The 551-nt window shown below is 69.0% G+C and carries 1 protein-coding gene; it reads right to left on the reverse strand.

What is annotated here, in order from left to right; all coding sequences use genetic code 11:
• Positions 1–551, reverse strand: a 551-nt coding sequence (locus QR78_RS31695) for a class I adenylate-forming enzyme family protein (protein ID WP_048431623.1), incomplete at both ends; no start/stop codon positions are given.

Raw genomic sequence — 551 nt, forward strand, 5'->3', positions numbered from 1 at the left:
GTTCTCGCCCCCCGAGATGATCATGTTGCTCTTGCGGTCGACGAGGTGGATGAAGCCGTCCGCGTCGCGCCGGGCCATGTCGCCGACGGTGCAGTACTCGCCGCGGAACGCTTCCCGGGTCTTCTCCGGCAGCTTCCAGTAGCCGTCGAACAGGTAGGGATTCGAGCAGAACAGCTCGCCGGCCTCGCCGTCCGGCACCTCGTGGCCGGATTCGTCGAGGAGCCTGATCGGCGCCGAGCCGACGCATTCGCGCCCGACCGAACCGAGCTTGGTGAATTGCTCGGGCGGGTGCAGCATCGTCGCCCAGCCGACCTCGGTGGCGCCGTAGAGCTCGTAGAGCCCGGAATTGGGGAAGAACTCCATCACCGCCCGCTTGGTGTCGGGCCGGGCCGGGGCCGAGGAGATCATCAGGCGGGTGATGCGGGTGAGGTCGTAGCGCGCCTTGGCGGCCGGGCTCAGGCCCAGCATCATCGCGTAGTGGGTCGGCACCAGGGAGGTGAAGCTCGCCCCCCCCTCCGCGAGCGCCCGCACGCAATGCTCCGGGTCGAAGC

Source organism: Methylobacterium indicum (genome assembly GCF_001043895.1).
In the GTDB taxonomy this organism is placed as follows: domain Bacteria; phylum Pseudomonadota; class Alphaproteobacteria; order Rhizobiales; family Beijerinckiaceae; genus Methylobacterium; species Methylobacterium indicum.